The sequence below is a fragment of the Sphingobium sp. Leaf26 genome (assembly GCF_001421665.1).
In the GTDB taxonomy this organism is placed as follows: Bacteria; Pseudomonadota; Alphaproteobacteria; order Sphingomonadales; family Sphingomonadaceae; genus Sphingobium.
In genome coordinates this window covers 80,548-98,206 of record NZ_LMKV01000012.1, presented here as the reverse complement: position 1 = coordinate 98,206, position 17,659 = coordinate 80,548, and the positions used below count along the sequence as shown (strand labels likewise).

Annotated in this window: 18 protein-coding genes and 1 tRNA gene; 12 read left to right on the top strand and 7 right to left on the bottom strand. The window is 65.0% G+C overall.

What is annotated here, in order from left to right; genetic code table 11:
* The first annotated feature begins 7 nt into the window (after positions 1-7).
* From rpoN to ASE85_RS09360, 10 genes are all read left to right on the top strand, one after another.
* A complete protein-coding gene (rpoN, locus tag ASE85_RS09400) occupies positions 8-1,531 on the top strand; it encodes an RNA polymerase factor sigma-54 (RefSeq protein ID WP_056687084.1) in 1,524 nt (507 codons plus the stop codon).
* Positions 1,532-2,396: 865 nt separating this feature from the next.
* Complete coding sequence (locus ASE85_RS09395; protein WP_056687082.1) at positions 2,397-3,248, top strand: D-amino-acid transaminase; 852 nt, start codon at positions 2,397-2,399, stop codon at positions 3,246-3,248.
* A gap of 244 nt (positions 3,249-3,492) precedes the next feature.
* Positions 3,493-4,512, top strand: coding sequence for a MarR family transcriptional regulator (locus ASE85_RS09390; RefSeq protein WP_056687079.1), 1,020 nt, complete (start codon positions 3,493-3,495; stop codon positions 4,510-4,512).
* A 56-nt stretch (positions 4,513-4,568) separates the two neighbouring features.
* Positions 4,569-4,644 (top strand) — tRNA-Val (locus ASE85_RS09385).
* A gap of 148 nt (positions 4,645-4,792) precedes the next feature.
* Positions 4,793-4,960, top strand: coding sequence for a hypothetical protein (locus ASE85_RS23500; protein WP_200928333.1), 168 nt, complete (start codon positions 4,793-4,795; stop codon positions 4,958-4,960).
* Between the two features lie 45 nt (positions 4,961-5,005).
* Positions 5,006-5,233, top strand: coding sequence for a zinc-finger domain-containing protein (locus tag ASE85_RS09380; protein WP_056687076.1), 228 nt, complete (start codon positions 5,006-5,008; stop codon positions 5,231-5,233).
* Between the two features lie 45 nt (positions 5,234-5,278).
* Positions 5,279-6,721 carry a metalloprotease TldD gene (gene tldD / locus ASE85_RS09375; protein WP_056687074.1) on the top strand — a complete coding sequence of 481 codons (1,443 nt, stop codon included), beginning with the start codon at positions 5,279-5,281 and terminating at the stop codon, positions 6,719-6,721.
* A gap of 93 nt (positions 6,722-6,814) precedes the next feature.
* Positions 6,815-7,390, top strand: coding sequence for a DUF924 family protein (locus tag ASE85_RS09370; RefSeq protein ID WP_056688603.1), 576 nt, complete (start codon positions 6,815-6,817; stop codon positions 7,388-7,390).
* Between the two features lie 157 nt (positions 7,391-7,547).
* A complete protein-coding gene (locus ASE85_RS09365) occupies positions 7,548-7,886 on the top strand; it encodes a P-II family nitrogen regulator (protein ID WP_004209785.1) in 339 nt (112 codons plus the stop codon).
* 12 nt (positions 7,887-7,898) lie between these two features.
* Positions 7,899-9,245, top strand: coding sequence for an ammonium transporter (locus tag ASE85_RS09360; RefSeq protein ID WP_056688600.1), 1,347 nt, complete (start codon positions 7,899-7,901; stop codon positions 9,243-9,245).
* A gap of 159 nt (positions 9,246-9,404) precedes the next feature.
* Here the strand turns inward: ASE85_RS09360 and ASE85_RS09355 are convergent, their stop codons facing one another.
* The 4 genes from ASE85_RS09355 to crtY form a co-directional block, all read right to left on the bottom strand.
* Positions 9,405-10,301: a phytoene/squalene synthase family protein gene (locus ASE85_RS09355; protein ID WP_268795128.1), complete on the bottom strand. Its 897-nt coding sequence runs from the start codon at positions 10,299-10,301 to the stop codon at positions 9,405-9,407.
* A 110-nt stretch (positions 10,302-10,411) separates the two neighbouring features.
* Complete coding sequence (locus tag ASE85_RS09350; protein ID WP_056687068.1) at positions 10,412-10,993, bottom strand: TIGR00730 family Rossman fold protein; 582 nt, start codon at positions 10,991-10,993, stop codon at positions 10,412-10,414.
* A 4-nt stretch (positions 10,994-10,997) separates the two neighbouring features.
* Positions 10,998-12,500, bottom strand: coding sequence for a phytoene desaturase (locus ASE85_RS09345; protein WP_200928332.1), 1,503 nt, complete (start codon positions 12,498-12,500; stop codon positions 10,998-11,000).
* On the bottom strand, positions 12,482-13,630 hold the full coding sequence (gene crtY, locus ASE85_RS09340) for a lycopene beta-cyclase CrtY (protein WP_056687064.1): 1,149 nt from the start codon (positions 13,628-13,630) through the stop codon (positions 12,482-12,484). The genes ASE85_RS09345 and crtY overlap by 19 nt, the downstream gene beginning before the upstream one ends.
* A gap of 62 nt (positions 13,631-13,692) precedes the next feature.
* Between crtY and ASE85_RS09335 the strand changes: the two genes are divergently transcribed.
* Together ASE85_RS09335 and dmeF are read left to right on the top strand one after the other, a co-directional pair.
* Positions 13,693-13,965, top strand: a complete 273-nt coding sequence (locus ASE85_RS09335) for a metal/formaldehyde-sensitive transcriptional repressor (RefSeq protein WP_056687061.1) — start codon at positions 13,693-13,695, stop codon at positions 13,963-13,965.
* Positions 13,962-15,002 (top strand): CDF family Co(II)/Ni(II) efflux transporter DmeF, encoded by a 1,041-nt coding sequence (gene dmeF / locus ASE85_RS09330; RefSeq protein WP_056687058.1) that lies wholly within the window; start codon positions 13,962-13,964, stop codon positions 15,000-15,002. The genes ASE85_RS09335 and dmeF overlap by 4 nt, the downstream gene beginning before the upstream one ends.
* Before the next feature lie 164 nt (positions 15,003-15,166).
* Here the strand turns inward: dmeF and ASE85_RS09325 are convergent, their stop codons facing one another.
* The 3 genes from ASE85_RS09325 to ASE85_RS09315 are packed head-to-tail and all read right to left on the bottom strand — an operon-like array spanning position 15,167 to position 17,533.
* A complete protein-coding gene (locus tag ASE85_RS09325) occupies positions 15,167-15,757 on the bottom strand; it encodes a histidine phosphatase family protein (protein WP_056687055.1) in 591 nt (196 codons plus the stop codon).
* Positions 15,758-15,767: 10 nt separating this feature from the next.
* Complete coding sequence (locus ASE85_RS09320; RefSeq protein WP_082462740.1) at positions 15,768-16,577, bottom strand: 3-deoxy-manno-octulosonate cytidylyltransferase; 810 nt, start codon at positions 16,575-16,577, stop codon at positions 15,768-15,770.
* Entirely contained in the window at positions 16,574-17,533 is a 960-nt protein-coding gene (locus tag ASE85_RS09315; RefSeq protein ID WP_056687049.1) for a KpsF/GutQ family sugar-phosphate isomerase, read from the bottom strand. Before ASE85_RS09315 ends, ASE85_RS09320 begins: the two co-directional genes overlap by 4 nt.
* Positions 17,534-17,659: the final 126 nt, after the last annotated feature.

Genomic DNA, 17,659 nt, shown 5'->3' with positions numbered 1-17,659 from the left:
GCGGTTAATGGCGCTCGGCCCCCGCCTGGACATTCGCCAGAGCCAGTCTCTGGTGATGACACCCCAACTCCAGCAGGCGATCAAGCTGCTGGCTCTGTCCAATCTGGAGATAGAGGCCTTCGTCGCGGGCGAACTTGAAAAAAACCCGCTGCTCGAATCGGGCGGCGGCGATGATGGCCCGCCGGCACCCGACGGCATCGACCAGATGGTCGAAACGCCCGTCCTGCCCGCCGAAACCGGCGGCGCGGACGATCTGATCGCGCAGGGGCTGGGCGCGGCCGACGGCCCGCTCGACGTCGATCATGGCGCGGACAGTTTCATCGACGATGGTCCGGGCGACCGGATGGCCGAAGCCCATGGCGCCAGCGGCGGCGGCAAGGATGCGCTATCAGGCAGCTATGCCGAGGATGCGCCGGACTTCGACAGTTTCGCCGCGCCCGACATCGGCCTGCAGGAACATCTGATGGGGCAGGCCCGCGCGGCCCTCACGGCCATGGACCTGCTCATCGCCACCCAACTCATCGGCCAGATCAGCGAGGCCGGCTATCTGGAGGCGAACCTGCTCCAGACCGCCCATGGCCTTGGCCTGCCGCTGTCCGACGTAGAGCGGGTGCTGGGCGTCATCCACAGCTTCGATCCCACCGGCGTCGGCGCGCGCAGCCTGTCCGAATGTCTCGCGTTGCAGGCGAAGGAAGCCGACCGCTACGACCCCTGCATGGCGCGGCTGCTCGCCAATCTCGACCTGCTGGCCAAGGGCGCCCTGCCCCAGCTTCGCCGCATCTGCGGTGTGGATGAGGAGGATATGGCGGACATGATCGCCGAACTGCGCGGCTATGATCCCAAGCCCGGCCTGCAATTCGCACATGACCGCGCCGCGCCGGTGACGCCCGACCTGTTCGTGCGACCGACACGCGAAGGTTGGGGGATCGAGATCAACAGCGCCACCCTGCCCCGCGTGCTCGTCAACCGCAGCTATTATGTCGAACTGGCCAGCGGCCCGCAGGACAAGACGGCCAAGGCCTGGCTCGCCGACTGCCTCGCCAGCGCCAACTGGCTGGTGAAGGCACTGGACCAGCGGCAAAAGACCATCATCAAGGTCGCGAGCGAGATCGTCCGCACCCAGGAAGCCTTTTTCCAGCAGGGCGTCGCCCATCTGAAACCGCTGACGCTCAGGGCCGTGGCGGACACGATCGGCATGCACGAAAGCACCGTCAGCCGCGTCACCTCCAACAAATATCTCTCCTGCCCGCGCGGCCTGTACGAACTCAAATATTTCTTCACCAGCGGCGTGGCGTCATCGGGCGGCGACGGCGGGTCCGTCTCGGCCGAAGCGGTCAAAAGCCATATCAAGGCGCTGATCGGCGCCGAAGACCCGCAGGCGATCCTGTCCGACGACACGCTGGTCGACCTGCTGCGCGCCAAGGGCATGGACATAGCCCGCCGCACCGTCGCCAAATATCGCGAGGCGCTGGGGATAGGGTCGTCGGTGCAGAGACGGCGCCAGAAGGCGTTGAAGGGCAAGGCGGCGTGAAGGTGGAAGCTTTGAGTTCTGACGGCTGACGGCCAGAAGCGTAAGCGCGGCGGCTGTTGTGGCTTGCCTCATTGCCGTCACCTCAGCGAAGGCTGGGGTCTCAGGCGGGAGTAGAAGGAGGCCGGCCCTCTTGCGCCATCCGTTAACGCTCAGCTCTCCTGCCTGAGATGCGAGCCTTCGCTGGCATGACGGTGGAAGATCACGGTAAGGGACAAGCCCGCTCCCGACCACTTGTTGCCGTTCAGCTGAGCCGAGTTGCACTCCGAAAGCGGACATTCGATCAGTTTAGGTCAGGAAGAGCGTCAACATCTGGTAGAGGCAGTGAAGCGCCACACCAAGGACAGAATCGCAGTGCTACTGACTGTATGCAATAGACTGGCACCGCTGCGTAAAAATCGACGAGCGGTTCTGGTGGTTCCGGTTGCTCAATTCCAAGAGACGCAGTGAGGCCAGCGCCTCTACTCAAGTGCTCTTTAGGTAACATTACAAAATGGGACATCGTGTCACAGCAATGTTGGGTCATGGAACATCCATAGCATATTCGTCAGTGTCCGCTATCGCCGCCAAACTCTCCGAAAGCCGACAGTCGTGAATCCACCCAAATCCCCCAAGCCTGTCCTACTACGCCACCACCCGCTATGATCGCTGCGACGCTTTCCAACTCCCATGCGGGAACCGCAGGCGTCCGACGCAACAAAATGTCCAACATAGGACATGCAATGTCCCAATGTGCGGGAAATGTGCGAAGTTAAGCGGGCGCAATCCTATTTCCGTGCCGCGCCGGCCTGCCCCTTGACCGCGCCGGCATGACCGGCAAAAGCGGCGGCCAGAAACGCCAGAACCAGATCAAAGGATCGCACCCATCATGTCCGTCGCCTATCTGAACGGTGCCTTCCTGCCCCTCGAAGAGGCCCGCATCTCTCCGCTCGATCGCGGCTTCCTGTTCGCGGACGGCATCTATGAAGTCGCCGCCGTGATCGACGGCAAGCTGGTCGACAGCGCCAGCCATCTCGCCCGGCTGGAGCGCTCCACCGCCGCGATCGGCATCGCCCTGCCCCTGTCTCTCGATGCGATCGAGGCGGCCCAGAAGGAGCTGGTGGTGCGCAGCGGCCTCACCGAGGGCTTGGTCTATCTCCAGATCACCCGTGGCGCGGACGCCAGCCGCGACTTCATCGCCTCGCCCGGCACCCAGCCGACCCTGTTCATGTTCATGCAGGACAAGGCCGTGGTCGACCTGCCCGGCGTGCAAACCGGCATTGCGGTCGCCACTATGCCCGACCTGCGCTGGGCGCGGCGCGACATCAAGAGCGTGGGCCTGCTGGCACAGGCCATGGCCAAGCAGGCCGCAAAGGACGCCGGCGCGCAGGAAGCCTGGATGATCGAGGATGGCTTCGTCACCGAAGGCGCCTCCTCCACCGCCTTCATCGTCACCGACGAGGGCATCGTCACCCGCCCCTACAGCCAGGCGGTGCTGGCCGGCTGCACCGGCGCGGCGCTGACCGCGCTGGCGGAGGAAAGCGGCCTTGCCGTCATCCGCCGCCCCTTCACCGTCGCGGAAGCGCTCGCCGCCAGGGAAGCCTTCATCACCAGCGCATCGACCCTCTGCCTGCCGGTGGTGCGGATCGACGGCCAGCCGATCGGCGACGGCACGCCCGGCCCGGTCGCCACGCGGATGCGCAGCCTCTATGTCGACTTCGCGCGCCGCACCGGGGTCTGACATCGGACGCTGAGAAATGACTCCATAATGGAGGAAGTGCCATCCCTAATTGAGAGATAGGAAACTTCCTTCATTGTGGCGCCGAAATGGCGGCAAGCTGGACGGAACGGCATGCCGGACCGGGCCTTGATCGCGGCCGGACGCCAGTTTTCCTCCAGAGCCACTCCATTATGGCCGATTTGCCGGCTGAAACGATCCGTTCTTGCTTTATTCTCCGGAACGAAGGTAGAACGGGAGTCAGATCATGATGGAAGATTTTTCCTACGCACGCCCCCAAACGGGTTCCGCCGCGCCGCTGATGCCGCGTGATGAGCGCGCCAGCTTGCTGGTGGTGGCGGACCGGATGGAGGCGGCCGACCTGGAACCGGTGGCGAACGCGGCGGGCTTCCGCCTGCTCGGCGTGACGCCATCGGCCGACGCGCCGATCCGGCTCGATCTTCAGGCGCAATGCGACGCGATCCTGTTCTTCTGCCCGACCATGAATCCGCTGCTGGAACGGTTGCTGGTGCAGATCGAGACGCAGGCGATTCAGAACGGGATGGCCGTGATTCTGGTCGCCGGACTGGCGACGGTCGACCTGGCCTTCGCCTGCCTGCGCAGCCCGCACAGCCAGTTGCTATGCAATCCCGACCGGACCGAACTGGCCGCCGCTCTGGTCGCCGCCGGCGAACATCGGCCCGCCAATGGTCAGGTGCATGAAATTGATCGCGAAGGCGCCCGGCTTCAGCAGCTGAGCGAAGAGGTCGGCCGCCTCGCCCGCACGCTTGACGCGCTGACGGAACGGACGCGGATGGCCGTGCCCAGCTTCGACCTTGGCCCGCGCATTTCCGACCGGCCGAGCGACTATATCGGCATGCCCGCCCTCGCGCCGATCGGTGCACCCGCCGATTTCCCGGCGCCAACGGTGGACAAGGCGGCACCGGCCATCACCGCCACCCAGGTCCGCGATCTGCTGCGCGCCCGGCGGATTCGCGCCGATTTCCTGCCCGGTGACCTGTTCGCCGATCCCGCCTGGGACATGATGCTGGACCTGCTGGCCGCGCGGCTGGAACATGAGCGAGTGTCGGTGTCGAGCCTGTGCATCGCCGCCGCCGTGCCGCCGACCACCGCCCTGCGCTGGATACGCACCCTCACCGACAAGGGGATGGTCGAGCGCCAGGCCGATCCGCATGACGGCCGCCGCGTCTTCATCGCCCTGGCGCAGGAAGCCGCCGACGCGCTGACCCGCTGGTTCGGGGCCAGCCGCCGCCTGCTCGCGACCTGACACGCTAGTGCTTGACGGGCCGGCTTTTTCCCTTAGATAGGCGCTCTCCCGAGAGGGGGCGATTAGCTCAGTTGGTAGAGCGTCTCGTTTACACCGAGAATGTCGGCGGTTCGAGCCCGTCATCGCCCACCAGTTTTTCGGAAAAGACGATGTCCGGGGGACATTTTCGCGGAAAACGCCTGAGCGACCGCGAAGGGCGCCTCAATCGCGCAGCTTGAACATCCAATCCGCTTCCGTAACGTTCATCGCGCAGCAAGCATGCCGATAGCATTGTCAGTGCATGCCATTCGCAGCCTTTTTCAGCGGGACGATCCTGCCGCTCGTGCTGATGCTCTCCCCGCTTGCGGTGATGGCGGCGGCCCCTTGCACGGACTGGCATCCCGTGGTCAAGGCCGCGAACGCGCACGGCCAGAAGTCCTGCACCCGGCGCCAACCGCCGATGATGTGAAGCCGCATATTGCAGCGCCGCGGCACCGCTGCTAACCGCTGGACCATGATCCAGCCGCCAGAAACCATCCGAGTCTCCAAGTCCCGCGTGTCCTGCGACGGCAGCGGCGACATTCCCGCCGCGCTTGGCCATCCGCGCGTCTTCCTGGAGATTGACGAGCATGGCTATGTCGATTGCGGCTATTGCGATCGGCGCTTCGTGCTGATCGGTGGCGTGGCCGACCATGGTGACGTCACTGCGAAGCCGGATATCGCATCGGGCGCCAGCCTTTAAGCTTTTCTATTGGGCTTCCGCCGTGCCGCCCCTATATCGGGCGGCATGACCGAACTCGCTCCCCTCTTCACCGATGCCCGCGGCCTTCTCTATCGTCCGGGCCTGCTCGATCCCGATGGCGCCCGCCGCCTGACCGCACAGGCGCTGGGCGCTTGCGATGACGGCGAACTCTATCTGCAATATCGGGCGAGCGAGAGCTTCGGCTTTGACGATGGCCGGCTGAAGACCGCCGATTATTCGACCGATGCCGGCTTCGGCCTGCGCGGCGTGTCCGGCGAAATGACCGGCTTCGCCCACGCCAATGACATCAGCGAAGCGGCGATCGCCAAAGCGGCGCAGACGCTGAGCCTGCTCGATCCGGCCAAGGGCCAGCCCGCTCCGCCACCGCTGCGCACCAACCGCCATCTCTATACCGACGCCAATCCGCTGGAGATCGTGCCCTTCGCCGAAAAAGTGAAGCTGTGCGGCGAGATCGACGCGGCCGCCCGCGCCCGCGATCCGCGCGTGGCACAGGTGTCGGTCAACCTGGCCGGTAGCTGGTCGGTGGTCGAGATCGTTCGCGCCGACGGCTTTACCGCAACCGACATCCGCCCGCTCGTGCGCCTCAACGTCTCCGTCATTCTGGAAGAAAATGGCCGCCGCGAAACCGGCGTGTTCGGTATCGGCGGCCGCTACCTCTATGACGAGGTGATGGATCCGGCGATCTGGAACCGCGCCATCGACGCGGCGCTGGCCCAGGCGCAGGTCAATCTGCGCTCCATCGCCGCCCCCGCTGGCGAGATGACCGTGCTGCTCGGCCCCGGCTGGCCCGGCGTGCTGGTGCATGAAGCGATCGGCCACGGCCTGGAGGGCGATTTCAACCGCAAGGGCACCAGCGCCTTTTCCGGCCGCGTCGGCCAGCGCGTCGCAGCGCCAGGCGTCACCGTGGTCGATGATGGCAGCATCCTCAATCGCCGCGGCTCGCTCTCCATCGACGATGAAGGCACGCCGACGCAGGAAAATATCCTGATCGAGGATGGCATTCTCAAAGCCTATATGCAGGATCGGCTCAACGCCCGCCTGATGGGCGTCGCCCCCACCGGCAACGGCCGCCGCGAAAGCTACGCCCATGCCCCCATGCCCCGCATGACCAATACGTTCATCAAGGGCGGGCAGGACGATCCGGAGGAATTGCTGAGCCGCATGAAATCCGGCATCTTCGCCAAGAGCTTCGGCGGTGGACAGGTCGACATCGTGTCCGGCAAGTTCGTCTTCTCCTGCACCGAGGCCTATAAGGTCGAGAATGGCAAGATCGGCGATTCGATCAAAGGTGCGACTCTGATCGGTGATGGACCGACCGCGCTGACCAAGGTGATCGGCATCGGCCATGACTGGGCATTGGACGAGGGAATCGGCATGTGCGGCAAGGGTGGACAGAGCGTGCCGGCCGGCGTGGGCCAGCCCACGCTGCTGATGGAAGGCCTGACCGTGGGTGGCACCGCAACCTGAACGGGTGATGATCGTCGGGCTGAGACGCGACGACCCGAGCCTGCGGCGGCATGAATGGCGGAACGCGATCCGGCGTTCTTTGTTTATTTGCGCATGAACATGCTGATCGACAGCCATAACGCGGTGACGGACGACTGGGCCGCCGCCCTGCTCGATTTCTGGTTCAATCAGGTGGGCGAGCAGGGCTGGTACAACCACGACCCTTCACTCGACCAATCATGTACCACTCGGTTCCACACATTGTGGCTGGAAAAGCAGCGCCTGCCTGCCGAAAGCTTTCTGGATCGCGCGGATGACGCGCTGGCGGCGATTTTGCTGTTCGACCAGTTGCCCCGCAATATGTTCCGGGGGACTGCCGATGCTTTTGCTACCGATGCGCTGGCGCGGGACGTGGCGCGTGGCGCAATCGCGATGGGCTATGATATCCAGATCGGCGGCGCCGGGCGGCTCTTTTTCTACATGCCGTTCCAGCATAGCGAAGCGATCGAGGATCAGGAACTGTCGCTGACCCTGTTCGAAGGCACCGGCGATGAGCGATCGCTTGATTTCGCGCGAAAACATCATGCAACCATAAAGCGGTTCGGGCATTTCCCCCATCGAAACGCAGTGCTCGGCCGGCCCACATCGCCCGAAGAGGCGGCAGCAGTCGCAGAAGGCGCGCGCTGGTAGCGTCCGATTGCACAAAATTTAGGCAGCAAAGTCGCGCTGCACAATTTTTTGGCGTCAAACGCGCACGCCGAACTTCCTAACCCGCATTAACGCGCCTTTTACGGTTTGGCACAGCTCTTGCTGAGTATGTCCCCGCACACCAGTAACAGGGGGCGACATGAAACTTGTCATGGCTATCATCAAGCCGTTCAAGCTTGACGATGTCCGCGAGGCACTATCCTCGCTCGGCATCGCAGGAATGACGGTCAGCGAAGTGAAGGGCTTCGGCCGCCAGAAGGGGCAGACCGAAATCTACCGCGGCGCCGAATATTCGACGAACATGGTCCCGAAGATCAAGATCGAGGTGGTCTGTGATGACGACCTCGCCCCGCGCGTCGTGGAAGCGACCCAGGCGGCCGCCAATTCGGGCGCCATCGGCGATGGCAAGATCTTCGTCCTCGATGTCGGTCAGGCCGTGCGCATTCGCACCGGCGAGACCGGCGAAACCGCGCTGTAAAAGGGGGGAATGATGACCTTTTCCAAGAAAATTGGCAGCGTGGCGGGGGCAACCGCGCTTTCGCTGTTCGCTGCCCTGCCCGCCTGGGCGCAGGACGCTGCGGCGCCCGTCGCCACGGTCGACAAGGGCGACACCGCCTGGATGATGACCGCCACCATCCTGGTGCTGGCGATGATCCTGCCAGGCCTCGCCCTCTTCTACGGCGGTCTGGTCCGCAGCAAGAACATGTTGTCGGTGATGACGCAGATCGGCGCGGCTGCCTGCCTCGCGATGCTTATCTGGGTCATGTACGGCTATTCGATGGCGTTCGGCCCCGACTATACCAGCGGCCTTTCCAACTTCGTTTCGACCTTCGACAAGGCGTTCCTGAAGGGTGTCACGCCCGCTTCGCAGGCCGCAACCTTCACCGCTGGCGTCGAAATCCCCGAATATGTGTTCATCTGCTTCCAGATGACCTTCGCCGCGATCACCGTGGCGCTGGTGCTGGGGTCTGTGGTCGAACGCATCAAATTCTCGGCCGTCATGGTGTTCGCCGCCGTGTGGCTGACGATCGTCTACTTCCCGATCGCGCATATGGTCTGGGCCGCTTCGGGCTATTTCTTCAAGGCCGGCGCTCTCGACTTCGCTGGTGGCACCGTGGTGCATATCAACGCCGGCGTGTCCGCTCTGGTCGCCTGCCTCATCCTGGGCAAGCGTATCGGCTTCCCCAAGGAGCCGATGGCCCCGCACAGCCTGACTCTGACCGGTGTCGGCACCGGCCTGCTGTGGGTCGGCTGGTTCGGCTTCAACGCCGGTTCGGCGCTGGAAGCCAATGGCTCTGCCGCGCTCGCCATGATCAACACCTTCGTCGCCACGGCTTCGGGTGGTCTGTTCTGGATGCTTGCCGAAAAGCTGAACGGTCACAAGGGTTCGGCTCTGGGCTTCTGCTCGGGCATCATCGCCGGCCTGGTCGCCGTCACGCCTGCCGCCGGCAACTCCGGCCCGTTCGGCGCGATCATCCTGGGCGCCGTCGCCTCGATCGTCTGCTTCTACGCCGTCACCGTCCTCAAGCCCAAGCTTGGCTATGACGACTCGCTGGACGCCTTCGGCATCCACGGCATCGGCGGCATGATCGGCGCGATCGGCACCGCCATCGTCTACTCGCCCGCCTTTGGTGGCCCCGGCGCGGCAGACTATGCGATCGGCGCCAAGCTGCTGGTCCAGATCGAAGCGGTCGTCGTGACCATCATCTGGGCCTCGATCGGCACCGCCATCGCCATCTTCATCGCCAAGGCCGTCACCGGTCTGCGGGTCAGCCAGGAGGTCGAATATGAAGGCCTCGACCTGGGCGAACATGGCGAGCGTGCCTACAACCAGTAAGTTTTCACCATATTGGCCGGGCGGCATGTTCCGCCGCCCCGCCTTCCGATGTTCCTCCTGCGAACATGCCTTGGGTCGGTACGAAAGTACCGGCCCTTTTTTTGGCGGACCGATACGAAAGCATCGGCTCCCATGCTTCGATCAAAGACGCTGTTCCCGTCAGTCCGGGCGGGTCCAGAGGGTAGCGGGACGCGACGCCCCGGAAGGCCAGCGACGGCCACGACCGATGACCTGCACTCCCGCCCGCGCCACCCAGCCCAGCTTCTCGCGCTTGGACGTGACCACGCGATGATCCCAGGCATGATCGCCCCGGCGCGCGACCTGTCGGGCGATGTCGCCATAGATGCCCGCCGCCGCCAGCACCGCCCAGGCCGCGCGGGGCGGCAAGGCCCCGGTGCCGTGGCGGGCGCTTTGTTCATAGACGGCGGCCATGTCGGCCATGCGGCGGGCGAGGATGGCAAGGCGCGGGCGAGCCCAGGGCTTCATATGTTCGCCGGGCGGGATATCCATTTCCGCGAGCCACTCCTGCGGCAGATAGCAGCGGTCCGCCGCCTCATCCTCACTGATGTCGCGGGCGATATTGGCAAGCTGAAAAGCCAGGCCGAGGTCGCAGGCGCGGTCGAGCGTCGCCTGATCCTCCGGGTCGACGCCCATCAGCACCGCCATCATGCAACCGACCGCGCCGGCGACATGATAGCAATAGCGCAACATGTCGTCCTGGCTGCGTGGTCGCCAGTCGCGGGCATCCAGCGCGAACCCTTCGATCAGGTCATGGGCGTAGCGGGCGGGGATCGCGCATTCGCGCATCACCACGCCAAAGCCGTCAAAGGCCGGATCGCCCGTTGGTTCGTCGCGCAGCGCCTTGTCGGTCAGCACCCGCATCATGGAAAGACGGGCCTGCGCATCCGGCACGCCGGTCATCGCGCCGCCATGGTCCTGCCCGTCGGCGATATCGTCGCACTTACGGCACCAGGCGTAAAGCAGCCAGGCCCGCTCGCGGGTTACCCGGTCGAACAGTTTCGAGGCCATGGCGAAGGATTTGGAGCCGCGCGCGATGCTATCGCGGGCATGGGTGACGAGAGCGGCGCGGTCCAGGGGTGAGACGGAAGCTGCGCTTGCGGCACGGCCCCACCCCAACCCCTCCCCTGAAGGGGAGGGACTATCAGTCACAACCGCGCCGCCTTCATCGCGAAGATCGTTTCGTGGGGCTGATAGGCGGCCATGGCGTCGACCAAGGATTCGATACTGTCTTCATGGATCAGGATGCCGGCATGCTGGGCACGGATGAAGCCCGCCTCTACCATCTGCCGGTTGAAGCCGATCAACTGGTCATAGAAGCCCGCGACGTTGAGCAGGCCGACCGGCTTGCCATGATAGCCCAGTTGCGCCCAACTGATCGCTTCCCACAATTCGTCCATCGTCCCGACGCCGCCCGGCAAGGTCACGAAGCCGTCCGACAGGTCGGTGAAGAGTTGCTTGCGCTGGTGCATGGTCTGGACGACATGCAACTGCGTGCAGCCGCGATGCGCCACTTCCGCGCCGACCAGTGCTTCGGGGATCACGCCGATCACTTCGCCACCCGCCTCCAGCGCCGCATCCGCCACCGCGCCCATCAGGCCCAGCCGCCCGCCACCATAGACGACGCCGATGCCGCGCTCCGCCAGCGTGCGGCCGACATGGCGGGCCGCGTCGATATAAGTGAGGTCCGCCGGCGTCGCCGAACCGCAATAAACAGCCAGTCTTTTCATGAATTCAACCCAGATCCTGCAACATCAACGCCGCGGTCGCCTTGGCGCTGCCCACCACGCCGGGGATGCCGGCGCCCGGATGGGTGCCGGCCCCTACCAGATAGAGGTTGGGAATGACATCGTCGCGATTATGCGCGCGGAACCAGGCGCTCTGGGTCAGCAGCGGCTCCAGGCTGAAGGCGCTGCCCATATGGGCGTTGAGATCGCGGCCGAAATCGGTCGGCGCATAATGGAAGCGCGTGACGATGCGGGACCGGATATCGGGGATCAGCCGGTGCTGGATCTCGTCCAGGATGCGCTCGGCATAGGCAGGACCGAACTGGTCCCAGTCGATCGGCAGCTTGCCCATATGCGGCACGGGAGCGAGTGCATAAAAGGTCGAATAGCCATCGGGCGCCATCGATGGATCGGTGACGGTCGGGTGATGCAGGTAGAGCGAAAAATCCTGCGGCAGTACGCCGTGATCGTAGATGTCGGTCAGCAGCCCTTCATAGCGGGGACCGAACAGGATCATATGGTGCGGGATGCCGGGCCAACTGCCCTTGATCCCGAAATGGAGGACGAACAGGCTGGGGGACCAACGCTTCTGCGCCAGTTTCTCGCCCTGTTTCTGGCCGCGAGGATGATGGCCGAGCAGGTCGCGATAGCTGTGCATCAGGTCAGCGTTGGTGGCGATCGCATCCGCCTCCCCGCGCCAGCCCGACGCGGTGTGGACCGCCGTTGCCTTGTCGCCATAGGTTTCGATCCGCGTGACCGCATCGCCCAGACGCAGCGTGCCGCCCAGCCGCTCGAAATGCGTCGCCATAGCCTGCACCAGACGGTTGGTGCCACCCTTGGCGAACCAGACGCCGCCGTCCTTCTCGAGCTTGTGGATCAGGGCGTAGATGGAACTGGTCTTCATCGGGTTGCCGCCGACCAGCAAGGTGTGGAAGGACAGCGCCTCGCGCAGCTTCTCATTCTTCACATGACTGGCGACGACCGAATAGACCGACCGCCAGGCCTGATATTTCGCCAGCGACGGCGCGGCCTTGATCATCGAGGCGAAGTCGAGGAAGGCGACCGACCCCAACTTGCGATAGCCCTCTTCATAGACGCCCGCGGCATAGTCGCAGAAGCGATCATAGCCTGCGACATCGTTGGGATCGAGCTTGGCGATCTCGGCGCGCAAGGCGACTTCGTCGTTGGAATAGTCGAAATTGGTGCCGTCGCGCCAGTTGAGCCGATAGAAGGGCGATACCGGGACCAGCCCGATGTCCTGCGCCATGTCATGACCCGACAGCCGCCATAGTTCGGCCAGGCAATCCGGGTCGGTGATGACGGTCGGGCCGGCGTCGAAGGTGAAGCCGTCCTTTTCCCACATATAGGCGCGGCCGCCGGGGCGATCGCGGGCCTCCACCAAAGTCGTGTCGACGCCGGCCGATTGCAGCCGGATGGCCAGCGCCAGGCCGCCAAAGCCCGCGCCGATAACGATCGCTGTCCTGTTGGTCATCAGGCGGGCGGATTCCATAATGTTCGCATGGCGTCCCTTATGGGTACAGGGGGGCGTCCGCACAAGATGCGCAAACGGTCAGTCACCGAAGAACGACCGGCGTAGAAGCGCTGGATGAGGTCCGGGCGCAGCCGATAGAAGCGGGCAAAGATGCGCCAGCGCTGGTCGGGGCGGGCTGCGCCGAACAGCATCTTGCCCAGCAGGCGATAATAGCCGCCGCGCCGCCAATGTGCCCTGGCGTACGTGCGGGAGGCGGCGGCCAGGCCATCGAGCGGTTGATCCGCCAGCCAGCACGCGAATCGCACGGCATCCGGCAGGGAGTAGCCCGTCATCGGCTGGAACAGGCCGGCGCGCACCCCGGCACGGGCGACGGGATCGTCAGTGGGCCAGTAGCGATCGAAGTCGCCACCATGGACGACCGGCAGCACGCCCTGTTCGCGATGGACGACTTCGCCCTGCCAGCCCTTCCCTTGCGCATAGGCCGCGATGCGGGCGTCGAGGGTGGCGATGTCGAGGTCCGGCGTGTCGCTATAATAGGTATCCTCGATGAAAATGGTCCGGTCGTCCCAGGGGAGCAGATAGACGAAGCGATAGCCGTCCTGCTGGTCGGCCGTCGCGTCCATGATGACCGGGCGGTCGATGCCATGGGGTTCATCACATCGCAGGCTATGGCCGACGAATTTCTGCCAGCCGCAGCGCAAGGCGGTCAGGTCGCCCGCCCCCCGCGCATCAATCACTGCCCGTGCCCTGATCGTCCGGCCGTCGGCCAGTGCGACATGATCGGGGGCAAGTGTCGTGACCGGCGCGCTGGTGAGTAGCCGGTCGCCGAGCGCGCGCTCCAGTGCGACAGCGAGTTGGACAGTAGTTACGCTGTTATAGGGCGTATCCAGATCCCGGCGGTAGCCCGGAAAATCGACGTGATGGCCCTGCGGCCAGCGATGGGCGACCAATGGATCGACGAGCCAGCGATCGGCGGGCGCGACATCGCCGTCGAAGAAGGACCAGACATGGTTGCCGCCGGGGCGATCGCCCTGCTCGACCAGCAACAGCCGAACCTCCGGGCGAAGGCGCGCAAAGGCCAGCGCGATCAGGCCGCCGGACAGGCCGCCACCGATAATGGCCAGGTCACAGTCGAGGTCATTCATCATGCCCTCTGTTAGGCGAAAGGAGGGCTAGGCGTCTTCCGAAATATAGTATAGGGGGGTACCCTATGCACATCATTGCGGATCGAGACAAGTTGCTGGCGCGGGTGCGCCGGATCGCCGGACAGGTCGCCGCCGTCGAACGGCAGTTGACCGGCGATGCGGGCTGTTCGGAAACGCTGCAACTGGTCGCTTCGGTGCGCGGCGCGGTGGGCAGCCTGATGGAAGAACTGATCGAGCAGCATGTGCGGGAGCATGTTGCCCGGCCGGGCCTGTCCGACGAGGCGCGCACCGCCGCGACCGAGGAAATGCTGGCACTGATCCGCCGCTACGGGAAATGACGATGCACGACGATCATAATCATTCTGACGGCCATCATCATCGGCATGGGCATGACCATGACCATGATGCACCGGCGATTGCCCTGCCCGCGTCGGACGAGGACGAGAGCGGGGACAGCCATTATTTCGACCATATCTATCTGTCCGCCGGGCATGACCAGAATGCGAAGCGAACCCTGTGGGTCGTCTGGCTGACCGCCGCGACCATGGTGGTGGAGATCGTCTTCGGATGGATCACCGGGTCGATGGCGCTGCTGGCCGACGGTTTCCACATGGCGACCCATGCCGGGGCGCTGGCGGTCGCGGCGGCGGCCTATGACTATGCCAAGCGCCATGCGCGCAACCCGCGATACACGTTCGGCACGGGCAAGGTGGGCGATCTGGCGGGCTTTGCCTCTGCCCTGTTGCTGATGGGCACCGCGTTGTTCATCGCCATCGAATCGGGCATGCGATTCTTTCAGCCGATCCATGTCGCCTTTGGCGAGGCGACGCTGGTGGCGGTGGTCGGCCTTATCATCAACATCATCAGCGCCTTCCTGCTGGGGCATGACCATAGTCACGATCACGGGCATGGACATGCCGATCACGACCATGGCCATGACCATGCGGATGCGCACGACCATAAGCAGGGGCATGCCGACAATAATCTGCGCGCCGCCTATGTGCATGTGCTGACCGATGCGCTGACGTCGGTGCTGGCGATCGCGGCGCTGCTGGCCGGGCGCTATCTGGGCTGGTGGTGGATGGACCCGGCGGTCGGCCTGCTGGGCGCGGTGGTCATCGCCCGCTGGGCCTGGGGGCTGATGAAGGATACCGCCGCGATCCTGCTCGACACGGCCGAGCCGGCATTGATGGCGCGGGTGCGCGGGCTGGTGGAGGCCGAAGGCGCGACCATTCGCGACCTGCATGTCTGGCGCATCGGGCCGCATGCCCATGCCGCGATCATCAGCCTGGCGCCCGGCGCAGATGCCCCCAGGGTGCGGGCGCGGGTACGGTCGCTGCCGCGCATGGAGCATGTCACGGTGGAGTGCGGCTAGAGCATTTTGACGTCATCTGGAACGGATGACGGCTCGCACAATGCGGAAAGCAAAAGACTCCTGAAGGGTGATGCGATTCAATCTAATCGCATCACCCTTCAGGCGGTTGAGCGCCCTGGCCAGGCTCAGGGCAAGTAGATTTTACGAGGATCGGGGTCTGAAACCTAAGGCCGCTCGTCCCAGCGCACCAATGCGACCCCACCGGCAGCATCCACGGCCAGTTCGCCAAAGGCGCCGGTGCGCAATTTGAGCGTGGCGAGCGGCAGGCCGGCCGCGAGCAGGGCGAAGCGGGCGGCGCCATTGCTGGTGACGAGCAGGTCCGTGCCCGCCCTGCCCTCCGCAAAAAAGGCGCGCCAGGCGGCGATGCGCCGGTCGGCATCGACGATCCAGCCATCGGGCGCGATGCCACGCTCGTCCCAGTCGGCCAGCGCCTGCGCGCCGATCCGGGCCAGCACATCCGCCTCCGGCCTGCCCTCGTCCGGGCCATGGTCGATCTCCCCGAGCCAATCGAGACTGCCGTCGCACGCATGGCCGGTTGCCGCCGCGATGCGATCGGCGGTTTCGCGGGCGCGCTTCAGGGGGCTGGAGAACAGGCGGTCGATCGGGAGCGCTTGATGCGCGAACCATTCCCCCAGCCGGTCGGCCTGGGCGCGGCCGCTGTCCACCAGCGGAATATCGGTCCGCGCGCCGACGCGCCGCGCTTCGACGCTGCTGGCGAAGGTGTTGCCATGGCGGATGATGAAAAGGCGGCGCATCAGGGCAGGGTCAGAGCAGCGGGGTGGGATCGCCATGCAGCGCGATCAGCGCCTCGACCCGGCTGATGTCCGCTTCGGTATCGATGCCGCTGCTGTCGAACCGCGGCGGATCGACGGCGACGGTCATGACGGGAATGCCGAGTTCGAGCAGGCGCAACTGCTCCAGCCCCTCCAGATTTTCAAGCGTCGTCGGCGGGCAGGCCTCGAACCGCTGGAGCGCATCCAGCGCATAGCCATAGAGGCCGACATGCCGCCACACCGGCGAGCGAGGCGCGGTTTCGCGCAACTTCTCCTCGCCCCGAATGGCCGGGATGATGGTCTTGGAAAACCAGAGGGCATGACCATCCGGTGCACGGGCGCAGGTGGTGCCGCTGAAGGGCGATCGGGTCTTGTGGTCGCGCAGCGCGTCGAGCGAGGGCCAGTCGAGCGAGATGACCGGCGTGGCGACCGGTGCGCCGGCCTGCAATGCGGCGATCACGGCACCCAGAGCGCCCTCCGGCTGAAAGGGCGAATCGCCCTGAAGATTGACCACGAAACCGGGTGGCGACGGCTGGGTCAGGGCCGCCGCCAGGGCGCGGCCGGAGCCGGTGGCGATGGCGCTGTCCGTCATCACCGCATCGCAGCCGACGGCGCGGGCATGATCGGCGATGGCATCATCATCGGTGGCGACGGTCAGCGCCACGTCGGCGCGGTCGCCGATCGCGGCGCGCGCCATGGCGATGGTACGATGAAGCAGGGTCCGCCCGGCAATCAGGCGGAGCGGTTTGCGCGGCAGGCGGGACGATCCGGCCCGCGCCGGAATGACGACGAGAAGGCTCAGGCGACCCCGGCGTGCAGCAAATCGTGCATATGGACGGCACCGATCAGGCGGCCATTGTCGCAGACGAAGAGCAGCATGATGTTCCGCTCGTGCATCAGGCGGAGCGCTTCGGAGGCCAGTTCGTCCGAGGTGACGGCAAACGGCGTCATGGTCATGAAGCGACCGACCGCATCGGTCAGATTCTGCTTGCCGGTGACGGTTCGGCGCAGGTCGCCGTCGGTGAAGGCACCGATCAGGCGGCCATTGCGATCGACCACCGCAGTGCCGCCGAGGCGTGCGCGGGTCATTTCGATGGTGGCGTCGAGCAGCGAGGCATCCTCACGCACCATCGGCACATCGCCGCCCTTGGCCATCAGTTCGCGCACCTTGACCAGTTGCGCGCCAAGCCGGCCATTGGGATGGAATTTGTGGAAATCGTCGGCCGAGAAGCCGCGCATTTCCATCAGCGAGATGGCGAGCGCATCGCCCAGCGCCATCTGCACCGTGGTCGACGTGGTGGGCGCCAGCGCGTTGGGGCAGGCCTCCTCCACTTCCGGCATCAATATGGCCATGTCGGCCGCGGCGGCGACGGTGCTATTGACTTGCGCAGTGATCGCGACCAGCGGAATGGCGAAGCGTTTGCAATAATGGATGATCGGACCGAGTTCGGTCGATTCGCCCGAATGGGACAGCATCAGTACGACGTCGTCCGGGGTGATCATGCCAAGATCGCCATGACCCGCATCGGCCGGATGCAGGAAGATGGCGGGCGTACCGGTGGATGTGAGGGTCGCCGTCATCTTGCGGGCGACGATGCCGCTCTTGCCGATGCCGGTGACGATCACGCGGCCGCGCACCTTCATGATGACGCCGATCACGCGCAGGAAAGTGGCGGCAAAGTCGCGGTCGGCGAATTTGGCTTCCAGCGCATTGAGCCCGAAGGCCGCAACGGACAGACTGCGGCAGGCAGTCTCCACGATACGGCTGCCGGAGCCGAACGGGACTATCTTCGAAGCTGGTGTCGACACGCGTTTGCCCTTTTTTCCGTTTCAACCGACCGGAAGACCCCGACCGGATCCACGGCGACGAACCATCGTATTCGA